Origin of the sequence: Bacillus sp. ES1-5 (assembly GCF_022487605.1) — a bacterium.
GTDB classification, from domain to species: Bacteria; Bacillota; Bacilli; order Bacillales; family Bacillaceae_G; genus Bacillus_A; species Bacillus_A wiedmannii.
In genome coordinates this window covers 1,639,104-1,661,775 of the sequence record NZ_JAKVPU010000001.1, presented here as the reverse complement: position 1 = coordinate 1,661,775, position 22,672 = coordinate 1,639,104, and the positions used below count along the sequence as shown (strand labels likewise).

Genomic DNA, 22,672 nt, shown 5'->3' with positions numbered 1-22,672 from the left:
TTATGAGATATAAAATTTATTTTTCTCTGATAATTTAGAAAAATATAAAAATAATTATTTTTAACAATTTAGTAAGGATAAACAGCAATATGAAACGTTTACAAAGGTTTATTTTTTAACAGAAAATTTTAATAAAATAGAAATATAAATATACAAAAAATATATTTGTGTGTATAATATGAATTGTTAGAACATATATATATTTCTTTCTGTTTGAAAATGAAAGGGCTAACATTTTTTTGGAGGGTGGAAGTATGAAAAAAAAGATACCAGTTTTTGTAGCGTCAACAGTAGCAATGAGCATGATGTTAGGGGCATGTAGCTATCAAAAAGATGAACCGCAAGCGAACGCAAAAGGGGATAGCGGGAAAAGCGGTGCGAAGCAAGTTATTAACTTAATTGAAACACAAGAAATTCCAACGATGGATCCAGCGTTATCAGCTGATGCAGTTTCTTCAAGAGTAATGACTAATACGATGGAAGGCTTATACAGTTTAGGAAAAGATGATAAGCTTGTTCCAGGTGTAGCAAAGGAATTCCAAAAGTCAGAAGACGGTAAAAAATATACATTTAAATTACGTGAAGATGCAAAATGGTCAAATGGTGAGCCTGTGACGGCGAAAGATTTCGTGTACGCATGGCAAAGAGCAATTAACCCAGATACAGCTGCGAAATCAGCGTACATTATGTATGATATAAAAAATGCAGAGAAAATTAATAAAAAAGAGATGAGTCCAGATCAATTAGGTGTAAAAGCGATTGATGATTATACATTAGAAGTGGAACTAGACAATTCAATTCCATATCTTGTAGATTTAATGGTATATCCAATCTTCTATCCTGTGAATGAAAAGTTTGTGAAAGAGCAAGGTACGAAGTTTGGTTTGGAAGCGAATACAACACTTTATAACGGACCATTTACACTAAGTGATTGGCAACATGAACGTAGCTTTAAAATGACAAAGAGCACGTCATATTGGGACAATAAAGAAGTGAAGATTGAGGAAGTAAACTTTAATATTGTAAAAGATACGTCCACGCCAATTAATTTATATGAAACAAACGCAGTCGATCGAGCGACGTTATTAGCAGAGTTCATCGATAAATATAAAGGAAAACCAGATTTCCAAACAGTAGAAGATACATCTGTATTCTTCCTTCGTTTAAATCAAAAAGATCCAGCGTTAGCAAATAAAAATATTCGTAAAGCAATTTCACTTGCTTTTGAACGTAAGCCGTTCGTTGATACATTATTAAATAACGGCTCTAAGCCAGCAACAGGATTAATTCCTGATAACTTCATTAAAGGACCGGATAAAAAGGACTTCCGTGCTGTAAATGGAGATATTGTAAAACCAAACGTGAAAGAAGCGAAGAAATATTGGGAAGCTGGTAAAAAAGAGCTTGGTAAAAATGAAATCGAATTAGAGCTATTAAATGAAGATGTTGAATTATCGAAGAAAACAGGTGAATATTTAAAAGGTGAATTAGAAAAGAATTTACCAGGTTTAACAGTGAAAATTAAACAACAACCATTTGCGCAAAAACTAAAATTAGAAGATGCGGGCGATTTTGTCATGTCATTCTCTGGATGGAGTGCAGACTTCCCAGATCCAATTACATATCTTGATATGTTCGTAACTGATGGATCCCAAAATAAAATGAAATATTCTAATCCGAAATATGATGAAATTATCACGAAAGCAAAGAAAGATGGAAGCGATGTAAATGCTCGTTGGAAAAGCTTACTAGAAGCGGAGAAAATGTTACTTGATGATGCTGCGATTGTTCCGGTATATCAACGTGGTAGAGCATACTTACAAAGAGAATCAATTAAAAATATGTACAACCATAAATATGGCGGCGACTTAAGCTTTAAATGGGCGTCAGTAGAGAAATAAGAAAAAAGCAGGTGATTACCTGCTTTTTTTAATACGTACGTTTCTTATAAATACCTTTCCCGCCAACTTGGTTCCAGCCGGATTGTACATCCAAACTTTTATTAACAAACTTCATCTTTTCTTTTCCGCCAAAGAGTTTTTCACCAATGCTATTTGTAATGACACCAATCAATGCTGTGATTCCGATGATGAGGGCAGCAACAGTGACAAAATCAGTAAAAAAAGCAATCATTTGCAAATTCCCCCTTTGCCTGTCTGTATGTTTATTGTATGAGATAAAAGATAAAAAAGAAAGAAATGTCAGAAAAATAATTGATTTATTTTAGAAATCGTATAGACATGGATGAGGATGTTTGTTAAAATGAGAACAAGCGTTCTTCTTGATTCTCACTTGTATAGTCTTACATTTCTTAATTGATTTATCAAGAAAAGGTAAGAAAACGTTCTCTTTTTCATAGGGAAGATTATGGGTAAATAACTGTATATCACATGAAAAATCTATGACAAGCCAGTAATAAGAGGGTTGAAGGTTATTGTTGAAGTACAGCTGAAGTTAGTGTAATTATGTTACATAGCAGTGGAATACACGGAAGAGTTTTCTCAATTAGAAGGAAATTTACTGTATATTTCTTGCAAAATCTATTGTATAATGATTATAGAAGTTACTTATTAAAAGTAATTGTTGTTTGCTCAAAGTTGTTGCTTACATGAAATGCGATTTTTTGCACTTTGTTATAAGACAAGGTATCGTAAAAAATTGCTGAATTTAGAAATTTAAACTGTAATTAGTACAGAATTTGTACTCTTTAAGGAGAGTGAGCTTTGTATGGTAACATTATATAGTTCTCCAAGCTGTACGTCTTGTAGAAAGGCGAAATTATGGCTAGAGGAAAATCATATTCCTTATACAGAACGTAATATTTTCTCAGATCCATTAACGATTGAGGAAATTAAAGAGATTTTACGTATGACAGAAAGCGGAACGGATGAGATTATTTCTACTCGTTCAAAAGTTTTCCAAGAATTAAATGTAAATTTAGAGTCTTTACCACTTCAAGATTTATATAAGATGATTCGTGACTATCCAGGGATTTTACGTCGTCCAATTATGATTGACGAGAAACGCCTTCAAGTAGGTTACAATGAAGACGAAATCCGTCGTTTCTTACCACGTACAGTAAGAACGTTTCAATTACGTGAAGCACAGCGTCTTGTAAATTAATTATAATAATATGAAAACCTTCTACCTATTATATAGTAGAAGGTTTTTTTTAATGTTTCACGTTTCGTAATCGAACTTGTTGCACGATAATACCGATGCATAGAACAGTGAAAATGAATAAGAAAGGCATGCTTGTGGTGAAATTTGGATTATTATGAAAGAACGTTGCAAGCCTGTCTTCATGTGTAACCATTTTTCCTGCTGTATAGGCGAGAATCGCTGCTCCGCAATAAATGAGGAATGGAAAGCGTTCCATAAGTATTAAAATAAGTTTGCTACCCCAAATAATAATCGGAATAGAAATGAGTAAGCCGATTATTACGAGTAAAAATCTTCCGTGAGCTGCACCTGCAATGGCAATAACGTTGTCAAACCCCATAACGAGATCCGCGAATACAATTGTACGCACAGCTTGAAATAAAGTTGTTTTCCCCTGAATAGCAGAAAGATCGTTGCTATTATCAGTTAGTAAATTTACTGCAATTAATGTAAGTAAAACGCCCCCGATAAGTTGTAGAAATGGAATGTCGAGTAAATAGACAGCTAGTATAGTAAGGATAATTCTTAGTACGATTGCTAAAAGAGTACCAATCAAAATGGCTTTATTTCGTTTTGATTCAGGTAAATTTCGGCTAGCTAGTGCGATGACGATTGCGTTGTCACCACCTAATACAACATCGATACCGACAATCATAAGTACAGATGTTAAAAACTCTAAGTCCATTCGTCTGCCTCCATTTATGATGTATTAATAAGCGAACTGTATGTATGTGGTGAAGAGAGAGATTAAATCATCTTCTCTAATAAAAGTTTCACTTTATTACAGTGTACGGGGGAAGGTGGAAATGTATGTCCAAATTTTTCATGAGTGAGAAATCGCTATAATGATATATTTGTGTAGGTGGTCGAATGAAGATAGGCATATAACTATTTTTGTAAAATAAATCGATTTTATTTCCATTCTGGAGAATCTTATCATAAAATGAGAGTACAAGAATCTATTGATTTGTCATATGAGTGGGGAATCCCTTCATAACAATTCTAAGCAGGAAGGGAGAGTTGTATTTTGGATATTGAAAGAATTAATGACCATACGATGAAATTTTTTATTACGTACATTGATATAGAGGATAGAGGGTTTAATCGTGAAGAAATTTGGTATGACCGCGAACGAAGTGAAGAGCTCTTTTGGGAGATGATGGACGAAGCTCGTGATCATGATGATTTCTTTATTGATGGACCGTTATGGATTCAAGTGCAAGCAGTCGATAAAGGGATTGAAGTACTTGTAACGAAAGCAGAGCTTTCAAAGGATGGACAAAAGCTAGAACTACCAATAGGTGTAGATAAAATTATAGACATTCCTCTAGATGAAGGCATTGAATCATTATTCCAGCAAGAATTAGTGGAAGAGGTAGAAGAACAAGCCGGAACAAACTTTAACGAAGATGGTACGTTTGGCTTTTTAATTAAGTTTAATGATTTTGAAGATGTCATTTCATTAAGCCACCGTCTTATCTTTGAAGATATAAAAGATGAGCTGTATTCATTTGAGAACCGCTATTATGTATATGTGGAATTCGATGAAGTGCTACATGATGAAGAAGAAATTGATCGTATTTTAAGTATTGTTTTAGAATACGGAGAAGAATCAACTTTAACAATTCATCGTGTAAGTGAGTATGGGAAACAAATTGTGAAAGAGCGTGCGCTTGAAACAATTCGCAATAATTTTCCTGCTAAAACGTAGGCCGATTTCTGTAGTATGAAATCGGCTTTTTATATGAAGAATAGGAAAGCTTTCTTAGTAAGGAGGTAAGAGATGAAAAATACATTAAAGTTGATTTTCTTTGTTCTACTATTGTTCGCATTATTTGTTTCGTTACGTATGTTTATTGATGTAGCATTTTATTCGGATGTAATTGGGATAAAAGATGTTTCGATTTTAGGTATTATTAGTATTTTATTTACGGTATCTGCATTTTTAATTGGATGTGTTATTTTCTTAGAGAACCGTCATCCGTCTAAAACACTTACATGGCTCATTGTGTTAGGTATTTTTCCGGTATTTGGATTCTTCGCTTATTTATTATTTGGACAGAACTTTCGGAGGAAGAGAATGTTCCAAAAGAAGGCGTTGCTCGATGAACAAGCATTTTTACAATATAAGGGGCATGAAGATTACGAAGAACGGATTTTGCGCAATCATAAGCATCAAGAGCTGTTATTTCGTTTAGCGGACCGCTTAGGCGCTTTAAATATTTCATTTCAAACTGAAACGAGAACATTAACAAATGGAGATGAAACGTTTCAGGCCATTTTAGATGGATTAAAACGAGCGAAACACCACATTCATATGGAATATTACATTGTGCGTGATGATAAGCTTGGAACAGAAATTAAAGATATTTTAATACAGAAATCAAAAGAAGGTGTTGTCGTTCGTTTTTTATATGATGCGGTTGGAAGTTTTAGATTATCGAATTCATATATTGAAGAATTGAATGATGCAGGAGTAGAAATGATTCCGTTTTTCCCTGTGCGCTTTCCGATTTTAAACGATAAGATTAATTATCGAAACCACCGAAAAATCGTTATTATTGATGGAAATGAAGGGTTTGTCGGTGGATTAAATATTGGTGATGAATATTTAGGGAAGGATAAATATTTCGGTTTTTGGCGAGACACGCATTTGTATTTGCGTGGTGAAGCTGTTCAAAGCTTGCAACTTATTTTCCTTCAAGATTGGTTTTATATGACTGGTGAGGCTGTGCTGGCCCCTGAATATTTACAAGCGAAAGCAGTTGAGGGTGATCATTGGGGAGGCGTACAGCTCGTTGCAGGTGGACCAGATAATAAATGGGAAACAATTAAACATTTATACTTTGCCATGATTGCTTCTGCGCAGAAATCCATTTGGATTGCGACGCCGTATTTCATTCCGGATGATGATATTTTATCCGCATTAAAGGTAGCGGCACTTGCTGGTATTGATGTCCGTTTGTTAATGCCGAGTAAGCCTGATAAGCGCACCGTCTTTTACGCATCGAGATCGTACTTCCCAGAGCTTTTAGATGCAGGGGTAAAGATATATGAATACGAAAAAGGTTTTCTCCATAGCAAAGTTGTCATTGTCGATTCTGATTTAGCTTCCATTGGGACTGCTAATATGGATATGAGAAGTTTTCATTTGAACTTTGAAGTAAATGCCTTTTTATATGATACAGACAGCATTCGAAAACTTGTTCAAGATTATAAAGAGGATATAGAAGAATCAAGTGAAATTCATGTCGATCGTTTTCATAAAAGGCGTCTTCATAGACGAATTGTTGAATCGACGTATCGATTATTATCACCTTTATTATAAAAAGAGATGTCCGAAATTGGGACATCTCTTTTTTAAAAGGAATTTGTAATAAATTGTAGAATATAAGGAGCTGAAAGGGTGTGATTCCGATGTTTATCGCCAAAAGAGAAAACGGAGAAAAAATTCATTTACTCTATCATCATGATGAAGAGCTTTTACATCGTATGCGTAAAATGGAAAGCTTCTTTTGCATAGCTTGTGGGAAGGAAGTGCAAATGAAATTAGGGAAACAAAAAAGTTGGCATTTTGCTCATAAGAAAATGGACGCGTGTCTTGCTTTTTATGAAGCAGAATCTATGTATCATATGCACGGTAAAGAATTGTTATATAGGTGGTTCAAACGTCAAAACTTTCCTGTGTATATAGAGCACTATCTTCCAGAAATTCAGCAACGACCAGATATTTTCATAAAGAGAGCAGGGAGAACAATTGCGATTGAATACCAATGCGCCAATCTCTCTATAGAGCAGCTGTACAAACGAACCTATTCGTATTGGCGAGCTGGTATACAGGTCATTTGGATCATTGGTGGAAATCAATTGAAAAGGCAATCAGTATATTGGATGAAATTCTCCTCACTTATGGCTTTCTCCTTACAATCTTATCCTCAGCCATTTCTTATTTTCTTCTGTTCGAAACAAAAATCATTTATGAAATGCGCGTTTCTCACTTCATTTTCTACAAGCATCTCTTTCTCACATATTATCTATTTACCAACTGAAACGACTACTTTTGAAATGCTCTTCTCTCCCGTCTCTTTCCGAAAAGAAACATTAGGTGAGGAATGGAAAAAGCGAAAGAGCTATTTTCGGCAAAATGCTTTGCCGATTTGGAATTACAATCATAAGTCACTATTACGCCTCTTATATCAATATAAATGTACCCCAGCAAATTTCCCTTCTGAAATTGGTGTGCCGCTCCCGTCCTCATTTGCTTTTCAAACAAATCCATTTATATGGCAAGCTTTTCTATATATAAAGTGTATAGGTGAGCTTGCGGTAGGCGATTATATTTCCCTTCAATATGTATGTAGTTATGTGAAAAAGTATACGAAAAGGCGTATGCTGCCATACTTTTCACAGCATATATGGAAAGTGGCAGTTACTGAATATATGGTATTTCTATGTTATGCAGGTGTATTGCAGAAAGTGGGGACTTATAAGTACCGGAAAAAAAGGGGTGTAGTCATACTGAAAACAGAGGAGGAAGTTACGAAATATGATGAAATTTGCTTAGCGTATGCCTTATCTTTATTTGAGGCAAAGTACAACATGAGAGAAGGAAAAGGGGATATAATAAAGACTGATCGTGAAGGAATTACATAAGAAAAATCGAATTGTATGTAAGTAGAGATATTTAAAGGAGGGCTTAAAGGATGTCTGAACAAAACGCAGCAAAAACATTACCAGATCGCAAAGAAATTGAAGAATCAAGTACGTGGCGATTAGAAGATATTTTCCAAACAGATGCAGAATGGGAAAAAGAATTCCAAGCCATTAAAGAGCTATTACCGAAGTTAACTGAATTTAAAGGGAAACTGGGTGACTCTGCGAACAATTTACTTGAAGCATTGCAATATGAAGATGAAATTTCAATGCGATTAGGTAAGCTATATACATATGCACATATGCGTTACGATCAAGATACAACAAACTCTGTGTATCAAGCGTTAAATGACCGCGCGACAAATTTATATTCACAAGTATCTAGCAGCACAGCATATATTGTGCCTGAAATTCTATCGATTTCAGAAGATACACTGCAAACGTTCTTGAAAGAAAATAGAGACTTAAGTGTATATGAACATGCATTAGAAGAAATTACGCGTCAACGCCCGCACGTATTATCTGAAGCGGAAGAGGCTCTATTAGCAGAAGCATCTGAAGTAATGAGTGCATCAAGTAATACATTTGGTATGTTGAATAATGCGGATTTGAAATTCCCATCTATTAAAGGTGAGGATGGAGAAGAAGTGGAAATCACACATGGTCGTTACATTCAGTTTTTAGAAAGTGATGATCGTCGTGTGCGCGAAGATGCATTCAAAGCTGTATATGAAACGTACGGGAAATATAAGAACACATTTGCAAGTACGTTAAGCGGAGCTGTGAAACGTAATAATTTCAATGCGCGTATTCGTAAATACGATTCTGCACGTCAAGCGGCATTAAGTAATAATAATATTCCTGAAGCGGTGTATGATCAACTTGTTGAATCTGTAAATGATAATTTACACTTGCTACATCGTTACATTGATATTCGTAAGCGTGCACTAGGACTTGATGAGCTTCATATGTATGATTTATATACACCACTTGTACCAGAAGTGAAAATGAACGTGAAGTATGAAGAAGCACAAGACATGTTATTAAAGTCTTTAAACGTACTTGGTGATGAGTATGTTGACATTTTAAAAGAAGCATATGAAAATCGCTGGGTAGATGTGTATGAGAATAAAGGAAAGCGAAGCGGAGCATATTCATCTGGTGCATATGGAACAAATCCGTATATTTTAATGAACTGGCATGATAATGTAAATAATTTATATACACTTGCTCATGAGTTCGGTCATTCCGTGCATAGTTACTATACAAGAAAGACGCAGCCGCACGTATACGGTGACTATTCAATCTTCGTTGCGGAAGTAGCATCAACTTGTAATGAAGCACTTCTAAACGATTATTTATTAAAAACGACAGAAGATAAGAAAGAGCGTCTATACCTATTAAATCATTATTTAGAAGGATTCCGTGGTACTGTATTCCGTCAAACGATGTTCGCAGAGTTTGAGCATATTATTCATAAGAAAGTACAAGAAGGACATGCGGTTACGCCAGACATGTTAACGGAGATCTACTATGATTTAAATAAGAAATATTTCGGTGATGCTTTAGTAATCGATGAAGAAATTGGTTTAGAGTGGTCTCGTATTCCGCACTTCTACTACAACTATTACGTATACCAATACGCAACAGGATTTAGTGCAGCAACGGCTTTATCTAAACAAATTTTAGAAGAGGGGCAACCAGCAGTAGAACGTTACATTAATGAGTTCTTAAAAGCAGGAAGCTCAGATTATCCAATTGAAGTGCTGAAAAAAGCTGGAGTAGATATGGCATCTCCAGAACCGGTAAAAGAAGCGCTACAAGTATTTGAAGAGAAATTAAATGAATTAGAAGCATTATTATTTGAAGAGAAGTAATTGTAAAGACGAGGAATTTACCTCGTCTTTTTTGTTTTAGATATTTTGTCGATATTTGTCGAAAAAATAAGGTGAATTTCTTTCTTTTTTCTAAATTAGAAGGCAGTTTTACAGGTGATTTTGTAGTTAAAACCCTTTAAATCGTTTTTTATGGTTGAAATAAGAGAGAGCGATGACAATGACTCCAAATAAAAGAGGGAAGGCAATAATTTTAGGAAAAGCTTGTAGTAGAGAGAGGATGTACAAGAAAAAAGAAACGATGACAGCTAGTAAGATAAGTAAAATATACGTTTTTTTCATACAGAACACCTCCAAAATAGCTTTTTTATAGCTTATTCAGAAATGAAAACGTTTAGAATGTGACAAAAGTGTGAAATTCGACAAAAGGGGTTGTCATCTGACGTCGAATCTTGTAATATAATAAGCGTGAACGAATTCACATACAAACATATACCCCTTTGTTTGAACGTGAAAATTTCTCCCATCCCCTTTAATATTTTTATAAGCCGTAAAGAAAAAGACCTGGTGTTTTACACCAGGTCTTTTTCTTTTGCTATCCATTTCCAATAACGCTCACATTTTACGTCAATCATTTGTACTTTTCGTTTCAGTTGTAATTTTTTCAGTTCACGCTCGATCTCTTGCTGCGAGCAGTCATATATAAATGCTACTTCTTTTGAAGATATAAATTGCGTTGCTTCTAGTAACACTTCTAAAGGTGGTAATGGTTCTGGCTCGATTTCACATTTTACAAGTTCTTTCAATAATTGTACGTATACGTCGTAGGAATAAGTTCCAGCGATTTTAATACCTTCTTCATCTGAATTTGCATGAAAGAATACGAGAGAAGGTATTTCTGTAATATGCATCTCATTTGTAAATTTCAAGTCACATTGGAAAGCTTTTTTTGCGCTAGCGGAATGTAGGTCTTTTTTAAATTCTTCTACATCAATATCGCTATCTCTTGCACATGCAAGTAATAATTCGCAGTCAGGGTTTAATACATTTTCAAGGAAAATGTATTCTTGGAGTTTTCGCAAAAACTTCGAACCTGCTTTTCGGCCCTGTAACTCCGCTGCCTTAATTGCCATCGAAACTAAATATGGTGTTGACGATGCTTCTTGCATATGTACCTTTCCATCACATGAAAAACCTTGTAAACTTGTTGTCTTTTCCCACACAAATCGAATATTAGCAGGTTTATTCCATTTGTGTGAGGAAGCGTTCGTTCCGTCCACTTTTCCAGTTACGATATGACGAATAGAGAAGTATTTCCCGTATTCAAGCCATAGTTTAATAATAAAGGGCTCAATTTCCCAGCAATCTTTACAAAGTGGATCAATAAATAAATATGCTTCTACAGACTTATGCTCACATGCGGAAGGAGATGGCATATTTATATGCGTTGCTTCCTGCTTATCCATTACACTTCACCTGTTTCGTTTGGGGTATTAACCATATGCTGAGCAGTTAACGCTAAACGTTCAAAAACGAACTCTCTTATATGACCGTGCACTCCTGTGTCATCCATTGCTTGCTCCATACATGATAGCCAAGCTTCTGCTCGTTTTGGAGTAATCTCAAACGGAAGATGGCGTGCTCTTAACATAGGATGACCATGTTCTTCAGTGTACAAATTAGGACCACCTAAATATTGCGTTAAAAATTGTTTCTGCTTCCTAGCGGTTTCTGTTAAATCATCCGGGAAGATGGGAGATAGGTCAGGGTGTTTACTGACATAGGAATAAAACGTGTCTACTAATATTGCAATGCATTGTTCACCGCCAATTGCTTCAAATGGTGTCATCGGTTGCTTGCTCATCCTTTATAAACTCCTTTTTCCATGAAATGTATATCTATTGTAGCAATGGAATGTTCTAGAGGGCAAATAAACAGCCTTCATAACGTTCTTTGCTTATTTTTCAAATGTAAAAGAATCTTTTCCTTTTAAAAAGTGAGATATATCCACTAGTAGAACGTAGTCACTAGTGGAATTTTCACTTTAGCGTGCTTTGTTTTGTTTGGCAAGGAAAAAGCGTTTTACTTTATTATTTGTATGACGGATTGGTATGTCGTGCTGTTTTAATAAATGAATAAATGCAGCTTTTCCTGTTTCTTCATCTTGCACTTCAAATTCAATTTCATAATCATCGTGATTGTAATAGAAACTATGATCAAAGACAAGCGTTCCGCCTTCAAAGAGTGTTTCGGCTCTTTCAGTTGTTAAACTACCCATATAAGTTAAAGTGGAAACAGGAATTTGTAATTTGTGTAGTTGATCCATTACAGCCCCTGGAATGATTACGTTTGTTTCCATCATCATTCTTGCTTCGTCTTCTGTTACGACTTGATGCGTTTCTAACAAGCCGACTTCTGCAGGTTGTTTCAATGTTAATGTATAAGTTTCTCCTTTATGACGAATACGAAGTGCAGAGCCAGCTTCTTTTAACGAGAAGCCCGGTGTTTCAAAGTAGTGATTCACCTGTTTCGTAAATACTTCAATAGAGAATGATTTACATAATGTATCGAATTCTTCTTCTGTAACAATATTTTTAAATTCAATTTCAATTTCTTGTGTCATTGTATGCGCGCTCCTTTTAAATAATAATTCTTTACACATTATCGCTTTTTCATAAATTTGGTTCAATGTTTTATTTGTTTGCGTCCATGTTATGATACAATAATACTGTTAAGTAAGACAGGAAGTTGAGATGGAGGAGTTAGAGCATGCAAAATAAAATTCAAGTTAAGAGCGTAGAAAAGAGAGAGAATGCGCTTATTTTTTGTGCGGAAAATAATGAAATAGAGGTAAAGGAGTTAAGTGCGCGTAATCACGTACTTGTAGACTCAGACAATTTATCATTTTTATATATTTTAGAAAACGAATCATCTTTCATTTATGTAAGTATTCCGCACACATGCTGGGAAGCAATGCATGAAGCGATGAATAACGATATAGTAATGTTCGTTCGTGTGAATGACGTTGAAATGGAATTAGAAAATTTAAAAGAAGAAGTAGAATATTTAGTTGAAAATATTGAAGGTAATGCAAATTACGGAGAAGAACTAGTAACTGCTGTAGAAAAAGTATTTCTATAAGCAAATGGATTGATTTTGGTGGTGGTTGAAATGAATCGAAATTGGGAAGAATTTTTAGCACCTTACCATCAAGCGGTGGCAGAGCTGAAAGTGAAACTAAAAGGAATGCGTACTCAATTTGCAATGTTAACAGAGCATTCTCCAATTGAGTTTGTAACAGGAAGGGTAAAGTCGGTTGCTAGTATTGTTGATAAAGCGGAGAAGAGAAATGTACCGCTAGATCGGCTGAGAGAAGATATGCAAGACATCGCGGGCCTTCGAATGATGTGTCAATTTGTTGATGAGATTAAGCCTGTTGTAGAATATCTTCGAAAACGAAATGACTTTGAAATCGTGGAAGAACGTGATTATGTCACGCAAAAGAAAGATAGCGGCTATCGCTCTTATCACGTTGTCATTAGTTACCCCGTTCAAACGATTCAGGGAGAAAAAAAAGTATTGGTAGAAATCCAAATACGCACGTTAGCAATGAATTTTTGGGCAACAATTGAGCATTCTTTAAATTATAAATATAGTGGACGTTTTCCTGAAGATATTAAAATACGCTTGCAACGCGCAGCGGAAGCGGCGTTTTTATTAGATGAAGAAATGTCTTCTATTCGTCTTGAGATTCAAGAAGCGCAGAAAGCTTTTTCAAGAAAACAAGAAACGAAAGATTCCGAATCATAAACTAAAGGGTGTTGGGCGATGAAATTTACAATTATGTCAAAGGGAGATCAATCATCAGATACACTGGCAAGCACGATGAAAGAATACTTGCTAGATTTTGGATTTATAATGGATGAAAAGGAACCCGATATTGTAATTTCTGTTGGGGGAGATGGAACGCTTTTATATGCGTTTCATCGTTATTATAATCGATTGGATGAAACAGCATTTGTTGGTGTACATACAGGGCATTTAGGTTTCTATGCAGATTGGTTACCGACAGAAGTAGAGAAATTAGTAATTGCAATTGCTAAAACACCATTCCAAGTGGTGGAATATCCGCTTTTAGAAGTGATTATTCGCTATGTGAATGGGAGTAAAGAATCACAGTATTTGGCGATGAATGAAGCAACTGTAAAAAGTGCAGAAGGTACATTAGTAACAGAAGTAGAAATACGCGGAGAGTACTTTGAAACGTTCCGCGGAGATGGCCTTTGTATTTCTACTCCTTCGGGAAGTACTGCATATAATAAGGCGCTTGGCGGAGCGATTATTCACCCTTCTATTGAAGCGATTCAAATTGCAGAAATGGCATCTATTAATAACCGCGTGTTTCGTACTGTAGGCTCGCCACTCGTATTGCCGAAGCATCATACATGTGTGTTGAAGCCGGCTGCAGGAATGAACTTACAAATTACGGTGGACCATTTAACGATGGTTCATCAAGATGTGAAATCAATCCAGTATCGCGTTGCAAACGAGAAAGTAAGATTTGTTCGTTTCCGTCCGTTCCCGTTCTGGAAACGAGTTCGTGACTCGTTTGTTGCAGATAAATAGAAAGGGTTTATATATTTGAACAGATTTACATTGAAATGGGATATAGAATCGGCTGAAGAGGGAACTTTAGTTAGAGAGTTTTTAAAAACAAAAGGGATTTCTAAAGCCGCCTTAACGGATATAAAATTTCGCGGCGGAGCTATTGAAGTAAATAATCAACATGCGAGTGTTCGTCATCAGTTGCAAGCTGGTGAAGAATTACGTGTCTTTTTTCCAGTGGAAGAAAGAAGTGAAGGGATGATTAAAGAAGATATCCCTTTATGTATTGTATATGAAGATGATGCGGTTCTTGTCATAAACAAAGAGGCGAACATGTCAACGATTCCGTCTAGAGAACATCCGGCAGGGAGTGTTGCGAATGCGCTCTTATCTCATTATGATAAGCAGCATCTTGCAAGTACGGTGCACATCGTAACAAGATTAGATCGTGATACTTCAGGGCTTATGCTTATTGCAAAAAATCGTTTCGTGCATCATCTTTTATCGAAACAGCATCAACAAAAAGCTGTGAAAAGAACATATGAAGCAATTGTTCACGGTGAGATGATAGAGCGAGAAGGAACGATTGATGCACCGATTGGACGAAAATCGGATAGCATTATTGAGCGAACCGTTTGTGAAAATGGGCAAAGAGCAGTTACTCATTTTAGAGTGATGGATAGCACCAATCACAAGACGCATGTATCACTTGAGCTTGAGACCGGAAGAACGCATCAAATTCGTGTACATATGGCTCATATAGGCCACCCGTTACTTGGTGATGATTTATATGGAGGACGAAGAGATGTGATAAAACGTCAAGCACTTCATAGTACATCTTTGACGTTTTATCATCCTATTTTAGAGAAGGAAATGTCTTTCACTACAACGATTCCAAGCGATATGGAAGAGGTATTAAGGCGTACTTAAAAAGGGAACAAAATTCTTATGAAACGAAGAATTTTGTTCCCTTTTTTCTTAGCGAAATAATATTAAAATTTGATTTTCACCCGTGCGCTTTATAACGAAAAAGCCACTTTCGGATTTTGTAGCAATGCCATCGTTATTTGGACGACAATATCCATGCGTTTCGCAAGTGCCGTCATCGCGTACTAACATTTGTCCAATTAATCCGACAGGAAGCCACTCGGTACGATCTTTTCTTGCTATATATTTGCAAGTCGGATCCCATCCTGTATTTAAAAGAGGTTGTATGTCTTGCGATTCCGTACGCACATATTGGCGTTTTCCAAAGTTATCTGTTTTATAGCGTTTTTGCCAACTTAAAGCACCGCTATTTCCTATAAGGGCGGGGGTTGCACTAGATATTCCTAAAATGAATGAATCGTTTGAAGTAGCGATCCGAATTTTTTCTTCGCTACTAAATGTAACGAAATAACCTACATCAATAAAATTATTGTCTGTTGTTTCAAACATTTGTGCAAAATCAGTTCCACTTGCATTGTAAGAAGCGCCATCAATATACATTTCCCCATTATGAGCAAGCCACTTTGCACCGATATTATGATCGGTTTCATTTGTGCCGTTTGCAATAAACCAAGAATAAGATTCTTCTGCTGTGCCGAAGCGCCCCATAATATGGCTACCTGCAAAATGAGCTGTTGATGTATGATTACCTTCCGCATGAGAAGAGAATCCGTTAGCGATAGTCGCGGTTCCTTCTGCATGTGCTGCTTCGCCTAAAGCGATTGTGTGTTTACCTTCCGCATGAGAATAAGAGCCACCTGCTGTCGTTTCACTTCCTTCACTATGGGAACTATGTCCAGTTGCTTTCGTTTTTGATCCTTCCGCATGAGAGAAAGAAGCTTTTGCGTGTGTAAGAAGTCCTTCTGCATGTGAAGCTGAACCCTCTGCATTAGAGTGAAGCCCCTCTGCATGTGCATACCGTCCCCCTTTTTTTACTTTTGTATTTTCAGGTGTAGGAGTTTGAATTATGATCGTTTTTTCTGTTTGTATATCATTGGATGGTGCTAATGCTTCTCTTATTTTTTTCACTTGATTTATAATAGCAGCTGGAATTTCTGGTTCTGCTTTTTTATTTATTGCTACAGGGATGTCTTCTTTTGTATTTTTCTCTGTTTGCTCAGAAGGCACAATCTGTTCAGTGTGAGTAGAGAGAGGTTTATTTTTTTGCTGCATCTTTGTTTTTCTATTATCGATTATGCGGCTCATTACAGCATTTTCTAAAGAGACATATTTTTGTTTAGCTTTGTTTTTGGGGGAAGCCCCTTGTCCGTCCGGTTCTTCTAAAGCTGCAGCTCGAATGCTGCACCAGTTGTTAATTCCGTACATGGGCAGATAAAAAGGCGGGCATTTTCTTTTTTGTTTAGAAGATTTTTTCTTCATTCTGTCACCTCCTGCGACAGTATATGCCGTGTAATTAAAAAAAGATGCACTTTATTACATCTTTTTTTAATTACTTCACCTAGTTTTTATAGGAGAGCCGCCTAAATGATACGGTAATCCTCGTAATTTGTGAATGGTATCTAAATAAGGGTCGTTATGAAATTGGGCGAAATTTCTCAGGGACAAAAGACAGGGAGGAAGGGACGGAAACAGTCTCCATCTCAGGATAACGTAGTCCGGTTAGTTTGCCACCAAATACAGCGCCAGTGTCAATATTGACTGTATGATTTACGAAGCGAGGTTCTTTAACGGGTGTATGTCCATATACAATCCAAGTTTTTCCTTTATATTCTTTTGCCCAGTCGCGCCGGACAGGAGAGCCGTCAGCATGTTTTTCTCCTGTAATATCGCCATATAATACAAAGGTTTGTACTTTTTTGTCTTGTCTTCCTATGTAATCTTGCCGAATTCCAGCGTGACATACAATTAACCTTTTCTCGTCGAGTACGTGATAAAAAGGAGAGTGCTCGTAAAGGGTGATAAATTTTTCTTTTATAATGTTTTGTTTATGAGAAGGCAGTGCTTCATATTCGGCAACAGTTGTTTCGAGTCCATGAGCGATTGTCACATTACGCCCAAGGAAAAAACGGTATAGTTTATTACAGTGATTTCCCGGAGCGTAATAAGCTACCTTTTTAATTATGACGAGTTCCCATACAATTTCAATCATACGTAATGAATGAGGGCCGCGATCTGTAATATCACCAACAAAAGCAAGCTTACGTTGGTCAGGGTGAAACGGCAGGTCACTATTCCAGTTGTATCCGAGTTTTGTCGTTAAATCTTGAAACTCTTGAAAGCATCCATGAATATCCCCTATAATGTCAAATTTCATATTTCAACCTCCACCATATTTTTCATTAGTATATCTAAAAAAGGATAGAGATAAAAATATACTATTTTTGCTCGTCATTTAAACATAAAGATTTTCGTTCTTGAGCGGACGTTTAAAACGAATCCAATCGCTATCATGTATGTGAGTAAGGAACTTCCTCCGTAGCTCATAAGGGGTAATGTAATTCCTGTAATAGGTAGTAATCCGATGGTCATCCCGATATTTTGAAATACTTGAAAAGTAAACATTCCGATTGTACCAGCACATATGTAACTACCGAAAGGGTCATTACTTTCTAAAGCGATATGAATCATGCGGAAAATAAGTAGGAAAAAAAGTGAAATAATGACACTTGCGCCTAAAAAGCCGAATTGCTCAGCAACATTGGTGAAAATAAAATCTGTATGTGGTTCTGGAAAGTATACTTGTCCATTTTCCCAACCTTTTCCTTGCATTTCCCCGGATCCAGTAGCTAAGAAAGCTTGTCTTAATTGATAGCCTTGCGCATCATATTTGTATGGCGCTAACCAGCCGTAGAAGCGATTTAGTTGATATTCTTGTAAAATGTGTGCTTTAAAGAATTTTGTATGAGTAAAAAAAATATACGTTAATGTAACGCCAGCTACAAAAATACAAGAAACTAATCCGAAAATAAAACGCCAACGTATACCAGAAACTAGTATCATTGCTGCGAGCATAGCTGAAATTACCATTGTGTTTCCTAAATCAGGTTCCTTTGCAATAAGTAGTAGGGGTGGCAAACTTGTTGCACATATTTTTCCGAGTAATAAAAAATCGCCGTGTATTGTTCGGGAAAAATATTTCTCATTGTGATTTGCTATAATTCGCCCGGTGACGATAATTAAAAACAATTTCATAATTTCAGAAGGCTGGAAATTTCCGATGCCTGGAAGCCTGTACCAAGCGGTCGCACCTTTTATTGTAACGGCACCTGGTACTTGAAGTTCTAGTCCAATTAGTAGTATCAATGCAAAGCTATATAAATACCAAGCAATTTTTTGATAACGATCGAAATCGATAATCATAATAAAACCGATGGCTATAAATCCAATGAAGTACCATTGGATTTGCTTTAATACAAAATTTACATTTTGCAAAAATGGTGGTAAAGAGGCTTGTGCACTTGCAATTGCAAAGCAACTAACAGTCCCAATGGCAAATAAGATGAATAGTAATACGTAGTCTATTTGATATTGAGAATTTGGATCTTTCAATGTATGTATTCCTTTCTATCGCCTAGTAAGTATATGGATCATGTCATGGTAAAAATAATATACAAGCAGACTATGCATACATTTATTCCACTATTTGTGGGAAGTCATACATCACGAGGAAGGAATAGCTCCTCCCTTGTGATGGACTATATTGCACGGAGCTCTTTTGTAATGATATTTAAACAATAAGAAAGTCGTGCATGTGTATTTTTATCTGGAATGAGGTTTGGAAATAGATCGTAAAATTTGGTCGCATTTTTATACCATCCGTAAGCTCTTATCAAACCTTTTTTATAATATTTGGCGTCTTGTAAGAAACCATACTTTTTCGAGGTTAAAACGAGCTGAGAAAAATCTTCACAGCCCTCAAGGAATTTGTGACGTACTTGCTGTCCAGTATGAAGACGGAATGAACTTAAGGGCTCAGTTATATACATCGCATCACCTTTTGAAAGTAAACTTATCCAAGAGGCCATATCAACACTACAACCATATTTTCTGCCATTTAAAGTGCCGAAAGGTTCCGTTAATAGGCTTTTTCTAAAGAGTACGATTGTAGGCTCACCGATAATATTTTGTCCTGCCATAAGCATACGGTTTCCAAAATCTTTCCCATTTAGTAGAGTATCTTCATCATATAATTTTTTCATGGAGGGATGTTGTTCAATTATATCTCCATTATCATCAATCCAAGTGCGATAGGATGTGATAAGTGCGAGATTTTTATTGAGGTCTTGTTGGAAATAAAACATCATTTTTTCGATTTTATTATTATAAAATGTATCATCGTCCATTAAGAAATTTATGTACTCTCCATTTGACTGTTCTAAGAGCATAAGGGCGTTATGAAATTGTCCTAGAGTAGAGGCATTTCGAATGTATGTTATATGTTTATGCTTATGTAAATAATGTCTGTATATTAATTTTTCTGTTTCATTATTTGTACTATCGTCCCCTACAATAATTTCAATATTTGAATACGTTTGCGCTAAAGCACTTTCTAAAGCAATTTTAAAATAATGTGGTCGATTATAGGTGGGAATAAGGATGGAAACGAGAGGCGAATTTTTTATATTATTCATATACAACTACCTTTCAGAAGTTTTTTGTGTAAGAATAATATCTTGATAACTTGTGTGTTCAGTTCTGCTACACCATGAACCATAATGAGGGGGGGACTGTATTTCTAGCCCATATTTATTTAATAGGGTACGAATATCTTCCTCAGGATAGGCAACTGCGAAATTAGGGATATCTTTATTTAGAACATAACAATTGTCAATTTGATGATAAAAACCTAACGTACTTAGTCCTGTATTTAAGTAATAGGATGATTCAGGGTTAATTAAAAAGAAAGTAATAAAACATCTCCCATCTTTTTTCAGAACTCGTGCAATCTCGCATACGTAATGTTCTAATTCTTTCGGAAGGAGATGGGTAAATACAGACGTTAAAAAAATAAAATCGAATGATTCATCTTCATATGGAAACTTGTATTGGGAAGCATCTTCTTTTCCATCGGGATTGTAGAATTGATTATATATATCGACATGTTCAAAATGGAAATTGTTACGGCGTGTAGAAATGTTATTTTTGCACCATGTAATTCCCGCATTGAATAAGTCAAATCCATAATAAGTACCTTCATCGCTTAAATAATTCATTAATGGAACCGCCATTCGGCCAATGCCACAGCCTACATCTAACACTGTTTCATTTGATTTTAAATTGCCAATTTCAATAAAATACTGCATAAACTCTTTTCCAACTTCTTCAAAATTACCACCTACATATTGAACGAGTTCTGGGGGTGGAATTAATGTGATTTTTTTCTCGTTTTCATTCATACATTCACTCCGTCCTTGTAGTAAAGTAGGGGATTTCTATTGTATATATAAGTTAATCATTTATAGTGAGGGGAACTTTACACAATTAGTTCTTATGAATAAGTAGTGTAATAGAACCCCTCAAAAAATAAAATTATATTCTATTCTTTTCGCCAATAAATACCGAAATCATCAATCTTAGTAATAGGAGCTTTTAAGTTTCTTTCATTTCTGAAATCTGTTACAGCCTCTGCGCATGTTACCAATCCGTAATCATCAATAATAATATAGCCGCCTGTTGAAACTTTATCGTATAAGTTTACAAGACTATCCATCGTTGATTCATACATATCACCATCAAGGCGAGCAATTGCAATTTTTTCTACCGGTGCTGAAGGCAAGGTATCTTTAAACCAACCCTTTAAAAATTTCACCTGATCATTTAATAAATCGTATTTTCTAAAGTTTTCTTGCACTGTTTCTAAAGAAACTCGTAAGTAATCGAATGTGTGCAAATAATCACCGTAATCTTTCGGATATTGTTCTAAGTTAGGTGCTGGCAGACCTTCAAACGAATCGGCAACCCACACAGTACGATCCGTAATGTTGTTTGCTTGTAAAAAACCATTCATAAAAATGCATGATCCTCCGCGCCATACACCCGTTTCAATAAAATCACCTTCTATATTTTCCTTTACAACAGTTTCCATCGCCTCATGCAATTGATTCATACGTTTTCGACCAACCATACTGTGTGCTGCTCTTGGCCAATCCTTGCCACCTTGACGCTCACTTTTTGAAACGCTAGGATCAACGATTTTCAAATTGTGATTTTCTACGTATTGCTTAAGAAATAAAGGAAGTGGAACTGTAACTGGTTCATATGATAGCTCTTTAGATATATGTAGCGAAGCAGGTAAGTATGGTTCGTATTCTAACCATATTTCAAATAAAATTGTTTTCTTTAATAACTCGAGATAAAGCTGGATAGCTGATTTATTTTCCATATAAGTTCCTCCTGCGGAATGTCATACAACATTATGACTATGTAGAAAAGAAAGATTTAATGATTGAATTTACCAATGAAAAAGCAGTAAAACTGATATCAGTCTTACTGCTAAGTGCAAAATTAAGCGATTTTTTCAATAATAATTGATGCACTTGTACCAAGAGCTAGTGATAATCCAATTCCTGTAACAACTGCTTCAACGAGTGATGGTGTTGTAGTAATTTGTGTAATGGCTTGGATAACGATAGGAGCTCCAAGTGAAATTAAACTTGTGCCTGCACCTGGTACAGGAATTCCATTAACTTGAATCCCAAGACTTCCTAATAAACTTACTGCCGCTGTATAAGCAATAACAGTAATTTTATAGAAACCAGTTTCACTAATTACGAAAGTATCGGCATCCATTTGAGAAATTGCCGTACCAAACTGAGATCCAACGGTATTAAATGGTACTGGATCATTAATCCCAAGAGCCAAAGAAACTGTAGCTGAGTTAAAGGCATACAATCCTGCTGGAAGTCCTAAGCCAGAAGGTCCAGTTGGCCCAGTTGGTCCAGTCGGCCCAGTTGGTCCAGTCGGTCCGGTAGCGCCAGTAGCGCCAGTAGCACCAGTTGGCCCAGTTGGCCCAGTTGGTCCAGTCGGTCCAGTCGGTCCAGTCGGTCCAGTCGGTCCAGTCGGTCCAGTCGGTCCAGTTAGCCCAGTCGGTCCAGTCGGTCCAGTCGGTCCAGTTAGCCCAGTCGGTCCAGTCGGTCCAGTCGGCCCAGTCGGCCCAGTTGGTCCAGTCGGTCCAGTTGGTCCAGAAGGTCCAGTTGGTCCAGTTGGCCCAGTCGGCCCAGTTGGTCCAGTCGGTCCAGTCGGCCCGGTTGGAAGGGTAAACGGTGGTATTGGTGGTAATGTTGGTCCTACAAGATTAGGGTCAAATGCACTAGCTGATAAAGATTCATCGGGATTTAATCCATCTGAATAATTATTATTTGACATAAATTCACCTCCATAAAGCGTTCATTATATAGTAGATGCAAAACCGGAAGAAAATGACACGGACATTTGAATTATTGAAAAGAAATCTTAAACTGCTTGTGCAA

The 22,672-nt window shown here is 36.2% G+C and carries 23 protein-coding genes; 10 read left to right on the top strand and 13 right to left on the bottom strand.

Going from position 1 to position 22,672, the window contains the following annotated elements; all coding sequences use genetic code 11:
• The first annotated feature begins 254 nt into the window (after positions 1-254).
• On the top strand, positions 255-1,901 hold the full coding sequence (locus tag MKO96_RS08570) for a peptide ABC transporter substrate-binding protein (protein WP_240587242.1): 1,647 nt from the start codon (positions 255-257) through the stop codon (positions 1,899-1,901).
• Between the two features lie 28 nt (positions 1,902-1,929).
• On the opposite strand, the gene MKO96_RS08565 is transcribed toward MKO96_RS08570, so the two are convergent.
• Positions 1,930-2,133 (bottom strand): hypothetical protein, encoded by a 204-nt coding sequence (locus MKO96_RS08565; RefSeq protein ID WP_240587241.1) that lies wholly within the window; start codon positions 2,131-2,133, stop codon positions 1,930-1,932.
• Positions 2,134-2,727: 594 nt separating this feature from the next.
• Here MKO96_RS08565 and spx point away from each other — a divergent pair.
• On the top strand, positions 2,728-3,123 hold the full coding sequence (gene spx / locus MKO96_RS08560; RefSeq protein ID WP_000258267.1) for a transcriptional regulator Spx: 396 nt from the start codon (positions 2,728-2,730) through the stop codon (positions 3,121-3,123).
• A gap of 49 nt (positions 3,124-3,172) precedes the next feature.
• On the opposite strand, the gene MKO96_RS08555 is transcribed toward spx, so the two are convergent.
• Positions 3,173-3,847 carry a TerC family protein gene (locus tag MKO96_RS08555; protein WP_000362605.1) on the bottom strand — a complete coding sequence of 225 codons (675 nt, stop codon included), beginning with the start codon at positions 3,845-3,847 and terminating at the stop codon, positions 3,173-3,175.
• A 342-nt stretch (positions 3,848-4,189) separates the two neighbouring features.
• On the opposite strand from MKO96_RS08555, the gene mecA reads away from it, so the two are divergent.
• The 4 genes from mecA (at position 4,190) to pepF (ending at position 9,692) form a co-directional block, all read left to right on the top strand.
• Positions 4,190-4,873, top strand: coding sequence for an adaptor protein MecA (mecA, locus tag MKO96_RS08550; RefSeq protein WP_000350712.1), 684 nt, complete (start codon positions 4,190-4,192; stop codon positions 4,871-4,873).
• A 72-nt stretch (positions 4,874-4,945) separates the two neighbouring features.
• Positions 4,946-6,490, top strand: coding sequence for a cardiolipin synthase (locus tag MKO96_RS08545; protein ID WP_240587240.1), 1,545 nt, complete (start codon positions 4,946-4,948; stop codon positions 6,488-6,490).
• Between the two features lie 80 nt (positions 6,491-6,570).
• The gene (locus MKO96_RS08540) at positions 6,571-7,815 is read left to right on the top strand and encodes a competence protein CoiA (protein ID WP_240587239.1); all 1,245 of its coding nucleotides are present in this window, start codon (positions 6,571-6,573) and stop codon (positions 7,813-7,815) included.
• Positions 7,816-7,865: 50 nt separating this feature from the next.
• Positions 7,866-9,692 carry an oligoendopeptidase F gene (pepF, locus tag MKO96_RS08535; protein WP_240587238.1) on the top strand — a complete coding sequence of 609 codons (1,827 nt, stop codon included), beginning with the start codon at positions 7,866-7,868 and terminating at the stop codon, positions 9,690-9,692.
• Between the two features lie 126 nt (positions 9,693-9,818).
• On the opposite strand, the gene MKO96_RS08530 is transcribed toward pepF, so the two are convergent.
• From MKO96_RS08530 to MKO96_RS08515, 4 genes are all read right to left on the bottom strand, one after another.
• A complete protein-coding gene (locus MKO96_RS08530; protein WP_046957017.1) occupies positions 9,819-9,992 on the bottom strand; it encodes a hypothetical protein in 174 nt (57 codons plus the stop codon).
• A 230-nt stretch (positions 9,993-10,222) separates the two neighbouring features.
• Positions 10,223-11,116 (bottom strand): ClpXP adapter SpxH family protein, encoded by an 894-nt coding sequence (locus MKO96_RS08525; RefSeq protein WP_240587237.1) that lies wholly within the window; start codon positions 11,114-11,116, stop codon positions 10,223-10,225.
• Positions 11,116-11,514 (bottom strand): globin domain-containing protein, encoded by a 399-nt coding sequence (locus MKO96_RS08520; RefSeq protein WP_000043382.1) that lies wholly within the window; start codon positions 11,512-11,514, stop codon positions 11,116-11,118. Before MKO96_RS08520 ends, MKO96_RS08525 begins: the two co-directional genes overlap by 1 nt.
• Positions 11,515-11,694: 180 nt before the next feature.
• Positions 11,695-12,273, bottom strand: coding sequence for a CYTH domain-containing protein (locus tag MKO96_RS08515; protein ID WP_046957019.1), 579 nt, complete (start codon positions 12,271-12,273; stop codon positions 11,695-11,697).
• Positions 12,274-12,419: 146 nt separating this feature from the next.
• Between MKO96_RS08515 and MKO96_RS08510 the strand changes: the two genes are divergently transcribed.
• The 4 genes from MKO96_RS08510 to MKO96_RS08495 are packed head-to-tail and all read left to right on the top strand — an operon-like array spanning position 12,420 to position 15,185.
• The gene (locus MKO96_RS08510) at positions 12,420-12,791 is read left to right on the top strand and encodes a UPF0738 family protein (RefSeq protein ID WP_001179996.1); all 372 of its coding nucleotides are present in this window, start codon (positions 12,420-12,422) and stop codon (positions 12,789-12,791) included.
• A gap of 30 nt (positions 12,792-12,821) precedes the next feature.
• Positions 12,822-13,460: a GTP diphosphokinase gene (gene yjbM, locus MKO96_RS08505; protein ID WP_240587236.1), complete on the top strand. Its 639-nt coding sequence runs from the start codon at positions 12,822-12,824 to the stop codon at positions 13,458-13,460.
• An 18-nt stretch (positions 13,461-13,478) separates the two neighbouring features.
• A complete protein-coding gene (locus tag MKO96_RS08500) occupies positions 13,479-14,276 on the top strand; it encodes an NAD kinase (RefSeq protein WP_000673190.1) in 798 nt (265 codons plus the stop codon).
• A gap of 15 nt (positions 14,277-14,291) precedes the next feature.
• Positions 14,292-15,185 (top strand): RluA family pseudouridine synthase, encoded by an 894-nt coding sequence (locus MKO96_RS08495; RefSeq protein WP_240587235.1) that lies wholly within the window; start codon positions 14,292-14,294, stop codon positions 15,183-15,185.
• Positions 15,186-15,233: 48 nt separating this feature from the next.
• Here MKO96_RS08495 and MKO96_RS08490 read toward each other — a convergent pair whose 3' ends face one another.
• From MKO96_RS08490 to MKO96_RS08460, 7 genes are all read right to left on the bottom strand, one after another.
• Positions 15,234-16,622, bottom strand: coding sequence for a peptidase G2 autoproteolytic cleavage domain-containing protein (locus tag MKO96_RS08490; RefSeq protein WP_240587234.1), 1,389 nt, complete (start codon positions 16,620-16,622; stop codon positions 15,234-15,236).
• Positions 16,623-16,776: 154 nt separating this feature from the next.
• Positions 16,777-17,517 (bottom strand): bis(5'-nucleosyl)-tetraphosphatase PrpE, encoded by a 741-nt coding sequence (gene prpE, locus MKO96_RS08485; protein WP_240587233.1) that lies wholly within the window; start codon positions 17,515-17,517, stop codon positions 16,777-16,779.
• Positions 17,518-17,591: 74 nt separating this feature from the next.
• A complete protein-coding gene (locus MKO96_RS08480; protein ID WP_240587232.1) occupies positions 17,592-18,752 on the bottom strand; it encodes an FtsW/RodA/SpoVE family cell cycle protein in 1,161 nt (386 codons plus the stop codon).
• 146 nt (positions 18,753-18,898) lie between these two features.
• Entirely contained in the window at positions 18,899-19,834 is a 936-nt protein-coding gene (locus tag MKO96_RS08475; RefSeq protein WP_240587231.1) for a glycosyltransferase family 2 protein, read from the bottom strand.
• A gap of 6 nt (positions 19,835-19,840) precedes the next feature.
• Positions 19,841-20,599 (bottom strand): class I SAM-dependent methyltransferase, encoded by a 759-nt coding sequence (locus MKO96_RS08470; protein WP_098109763.1) that lies wholly within the window; start codon positions 20,597-20,599, stop codon positions 19,841-19,843.
• Positions 20,600-20,739: 140 nt separating this feature from the next.
• On the bottom strand, positions 20,740-21,585 hold the full coding sequence (locus tag MKO96_RS08465; RefSeq protein ID WP_087979803.1) for a TylF/MycF family methyltransferase: 846 nt from the start codon (positions 21,583-21,585) through the stop codon (positions 20,740-20,742).
• 122 nt (positions 21,586-21,707) lie between these two features.
• Positions 21,708-22,568, bottom strand: coding sequence for a BclA C-terminal domain-containing protein (locus MKO96_RS08460; protein WP_240587230.1), 861 nt, complete (start codon positions 22,566-22,568; stop codon positions 21,708-21,710).
• Between the last annotated feature and the right edge of the window lie 104 nt (positions 22,569-22,672).